The 4,372-nt window shown below is 68.0% G+C and carries 4 protein-coding genes; 2 read left to right on the plus strand and 2 right to left on the minus strand.

The genetic code is table 11. The features are described 5' to 3' along the window. Positions 1-986 (plus strand): hypothetical protein (locus AC1D12_RS25985; protein ID WP_477843827.1); only part of this gene is annotated, 986 nt, incomplete at its 5' end. A 6-nt stretch (positions 987-992) separates the two neighbouring features. On the opposite strand, the gene AC1D12_RS25990 is transcribed toward AC1D12_RS25985, so the two are convergent. Both AC1D12_RS25990 and AC1D12_RS25995 read right to left on the minus strand, forming a co-directional pair. Next, positions 993-1,262, minus strand: a complete 270-nt coding sequence (locus AC1D12_RS25990) for a hypothetical protein (protein WP_047505515.1) — start codon at positions 1,260-1,262, stop codon at positions 993-995. Continuing rightward, positions 1,259-2,182: a hypothetical protein gene (locus AC1D12_RS25995; protein ID WP_477843829.1), complete on the minus strand. Its 924-nt coding sequence runs from the start codon at positions 2,180-2,182 to the stop codon at positions 1,259-1,261. Before AC1D12_RS25995 ends, AC1D12_RS25990 begins: the two co-directional genes overlap by 4 nt. A 202-nt stretch (positions 2,183-2,384) precedes the next feature. Here AC1D12_RS25995 and AC1D12_RS26000 point away from each other — a divergent pair, with 202 nt between their 5' ends. After that, positions 2,385-3,776 carry a sigma-54-dependent transcriptional regulator gene (locus AC1D12_RS26000; protein WP_477843831.1) on the plus strand — a complete coding sequence of 464 codons (1,392 nt, stop codon included), beginning with the start codon at positions 2,385-2,387 and terminating at the stop codon, positions 3,774-3,776. Positions 3,777-4,372 lie beyond the last annotated feature (596 nt).

The following is a 4,372-nucleotide window of genomic DNA, read 5'->3' on the forward strand; positions in this document are numbered from 1 at the left end:
CTCATGCGGCGTGGAAGGAGCACGACATGAAACGAACCGCGTCTGACTTGTCACCCAGGAAGGCCTTGCCGGCGACGCCATCGTCCCCGCGGTCGCCGCCGGCGAGTTCGTCGGAAACCGAAGCGTTCGAGGACTCGAGCGAAGACCCGTCGGTCCACCCGATCGAGCAACTCTGGTCGGTCATGAATGACGCGTCGAAGTCCACTGCGGAGCGCGAGGCTGCCATCCGCATGTGCATCAGCAGCGAGCCGATCGGCCAGCGCAGAGGAGTACTCGCCTTCAAGGCCGAGCATTGGCAGGTTCTGGAGGCGATCTCCCAGCTGGAGACGCCGCAGGATTGCGCAGAGCTGTTCACCGGGAGCTACCTGAAGGCAGACTTCCCCTTGACGCCGGCGGGAATCCTGTACGGCCTGACCGTGGTCAAGGCGGCGCGGAGCGCCCTCGGTGGCTTGGCGATGTACTCGACTCGCGACGGCTGCTCGTTGGTCGTGAAGCACGTGGTGGAGATGGCGACTTTGTGCTCGGTCTGCCCCATCACCTGTCGGGGTCTGCTGGCGATGGTCTTTCGAGGCCACGAGTCGCTGCTTGCCGATGTCCACGCAGTCTTTTGCAAGGAGATCGAGACGCGCCCGCGGCCGTCCGTGCAGATATGCGTCGTGGTGCTGGCCTCGTTGCACAGCCTGTCTGGTGCAAACCCGTTGGATGTGACGAAGGGCCCGCAGTCACTGGGCGCGGAAAGCCTGATCCTGAATGACCTGGTCCGGATCAGCGTGCAGCAGTGCTGCGCGATCATTCATGTCGCGCAGACCCTTCAACTTGAACAGCCGCTGGAGAGGGACGACTTCGAGTGGGTGAAGACGAACACCGGGGAATTGGGCGTGCTGTTGGACTCGAACGCGAACGACGAGGGTATCGGGGAGTTTCTGCTGGCGGCCGGGCTGGTGCAGGTGTGGTCGGTATCGCTCATGAATCAGTTGATGAACTGACTCATCTCATGACGCGGGCGGTCCGGCCAGCACCTGCGCAACGAGAGAATCCGCCCCGAATGCGGAGCGGTTGGCCTCGGCCAGCAGCGCGATCGCAGCCAGCCTGCAGGCCTCGCGGTCGTGCGCCGGGCCGTTGCCGAGCGGGTCGCTCATCAGGCCGTCCGTCACGCGGTCGACCAACGCCTCGAAGCGGCGCACGGCTTCGTCGCGCAGTTCGTCGAACGCGGGGTCGTCGAAGGCGAGGTCATTCCTGGCGGGGGTGGCGTGCAGGGTCATTTCGTGGGTCCGGTGGTCGAGGCGGTCGGAGCGCTCGACAGGGTCGATTGCGCGGAGAAGAAGTCGRCAGACGTGGCGGATGACGAGGCCGACGACGGCTTGCCGTCGTCGGTGCGCATGCTGTCATTCGGCGCCGACCCATCGGTGGCGGCAGTGCTGCTGGCCGAGGCCGGCAGGGTGGCGCTCGGCTTCGGGGTGGTCGGCCTCGGGGGCAGCGGCGGCGGCTTCGCGCCGGTCGGCGCCGGCTGCAGCGCGGCGTCCAGCTTGCCGAGACCGGACTGGAAGCGCTGGACCATGTCGTGGATCGCCTGCAGGCCCGTCCTGGCCTCGCCGAGCATCTGGTTCACCAGGGGCGGCGCGAAGTTCTGGTACAGCGCGCTGCCCTCGATGTCGTGCAGCGCCTGCAGGAACTCGCCGGCCACGCGCGAGGCGCGGTCCGAGCCCCGCACTGCCGCGGCCATCGGGCCCTTCAGCGCGGCGTGCGCCGCGTCGCGGATCGCGCCGAACGGGCCCAGCGGGATGTGTCCGGGATTCGCGGTCGGCGTCGTGGGTTTCGTGAGGTTCTCGGATTCCGCAGGCCGGGTCGGTGCCGCTGCTCCCGTGGGGCCGGTCGGCAGCATCTGGGCCAGTTGCGACATCTGCGCCACCTGCTCGCCCAGCCGGCCCATCTGCCCGAGCAGCGATGCGTTCTGCAGGCGCGGGCGAAGGCCGGAGAGGCCCTGTTGCAGCGTCGCGGCGCTCGGCAGCTTCGAGGGCAGGCGTTCGCTCAGCCCGCTCAATCCGCTCATCGTCTTCGAGGCGAGGCGCGTCGCACCCGTCGCCTTCTCGGCCAGGCCGGGCGCTGCCTTGGCAACCTRCTGGGCCACGCGACCGAGCGCCTGGGCGCTGCTCTTCAGCAACATCGGATTGATCGGAGGCATGCGGGTTCCTTGCAGCGGTGGCGTCGTTGACCGCAACGGTAGGGCCGCCGGGCCGGGCCGGCGGTGGCCCGGTGCGAAGCGGCGCATGCCGCGGCGAAGTTGCGCCCGGCCGCCCGCGCAAGCGTCCGGCAGGGCGCTACGATCGCCGCATTGCTTGCATTGACCGAACCGACACGTGAAGCCCTCGATCCCCGACAAGACCATGCAAGACCCCGCCAAAGCCGCCGGCCCTGCCACCACGCCGGTGACGCGCGTGCTGGTGATCGAGGACGACGAGGCCTTTCGCGTCAGCGTGAAGCGTGCGCTGGAGCTGGCCGGCTACGAGGTCAGCCTGTTCGAGGACGCCGAATCGGCGATGGAGCAGATGGCCGCCGTGGCGCCGGCCGCCGTGCTGACCGACCTGCGGCTGCCGAAGGCCGACGGCCTGTTCGTGCTGCAGCGCGCGCGCGAGAAGGATGCCGACCTGCCGGTGGTGCTGATGACCGGCCATGGCGACATCCCGACCGCGATCCAGGCGATCCGCTCGGGCGCCTACGATTTCCTCGAGAAGCCGTTCAGCCGCGAACGGCTGCTGGCGGTCGTGCAGCGCGCGGCCGACCAGTACCGGCTGGTGCAGGAGAACCGGCAGYTGAAGACGCGGCTGGCCGAGTCGTCCGGCATCGACCAGATCGTGCGCGGCGACGCGGCACCGGTGCGCGAGCTGCGCGACCTGATCCTGCGCCTGGCGCCGACACCGGTCGACGTGCTGATCCACGGCGAGACCGGCACCGGCAAGGAGCTGGTCGCGYGCTGCCTGCATGATTTCGGCCGGCGCAGCGGCAACTTCGTCGCGCTGAACTGCGCGGCCATCCCCGAGAGCCTGTTCGAGAGCGAGCTGTTCGGCCACGAGGCCGGCGCCTTCACCGGCGCGGGCAAGCAGCGCATCGGCAAGATCGAGCACGCGAAGGACGGCACGCTGTTCCTCGACGAGATCGAGGCGATGCCGCTCGCGCTGCAGGCCAAGGTGCTGCGCGTGATCCAGGAGCGCGAGATCGAGCGCCTGGGCAACAACAAGCCGATCCCGGTGAACTTCCGCGTCGTCGCGGCGACCAAGGTGAGCCTGGAAGACCTGGCGAAGAAGGGCGAGTTCCGGCCCGACCTGTTCTACCGGCTCAACGTGGCCTCGCTGAAGATCCCGGCGCTGCGCGACCGGCTGGGCGACATCCTCGGGCTGTTCCAGATCTTCGTGCAGCAGGCGAGCCTGCGCTTCCAGATGCCGGTGCCGTCGTTGACGCCGGACCAGCACCAGGCGCTGCTCGCGTCGCGCTGGCCGGGCAACGTGCGCGAGCTGAAGGCCTGCGCCGAGCGCCTGATCCTCGGCCTGCCGATCTTCGTCGACGGCGAGCCGACGGCTTCGGCACCGCGCTCGTTCGACGAATCGGTCGCGATGATCGAGCGCAGCCTGCTCGAAGAAGCGCTGCGCCGCCACGGCGGTTCGGTGAAGGCGGCCTGCGCCGAACTCGCGCTGACGCCGGCGACGATGTACCGCAAGCTGAAGGCGCTGGCGGTGGACCCGTCGGCGTACAAGGACCCGAGCACGGATCCGGCGGGCTGAGGCGATTCCCGATACTCCTTTGCGCCGCGCGCGTCGCAGGTGCCGTCCGAAATAGCGGACTCCAGCGCACGAACTGCGGGTGCGATCGGTTCGTTGCAGATGCCGTGAGGCATCAGACAGAACGCCCGCACGAAGACCTGCCCGCAGGCATCGTTAATCCAGGCGCAACGGTCCCGTCACGCGACGTTCGACGCCTGTCGCAGTCGTGAGAGAGACCCCCTCGCGTTCTTCTCAAACTTGATTCGCCCCACCGGCGCGTGCGCTGTCGGATGCGTACCGGGTGGCATCGGCGCGCCCGTTCGTTTCCACGGCGCGCCACGAGGAATCAAGCACTTGCAGGTCAATTTGAAACCGCTTGCAAGCGGCGGGGCCGTCGCGCAGCCATACATCGCTTCGTGGCACATGGCTTGCGGAACGAGACCGTCAGACATCATTAAACACATAGGGGAGTCTCGTGAACAAAGCAGCCTTGTTGATCGAAGACAAAGACACGCAACTGGTCGTGCGGACCGCACTGGAGTGCGCCGGTTTCCAGTGCGAGGTCTACGCGTCCACCGGTACGCTCTTGCGCGGCATCAAGCGCGACGACCATGGAC

The sequence above is a fragment of the Rhizobacter sp. P1_G5 genome (assembly GCF_056405435.1).

What these genes read in the sequence shown, in the direction of transcription:
- AC1D12_RS25990 (WP_047505515.1), bottom strand. Translation starts at nt 1,262, where the DNA reads ATGACCCTGCACGCCACCCCCGCCAGGAATGACCTCGCCTTCGACGAC.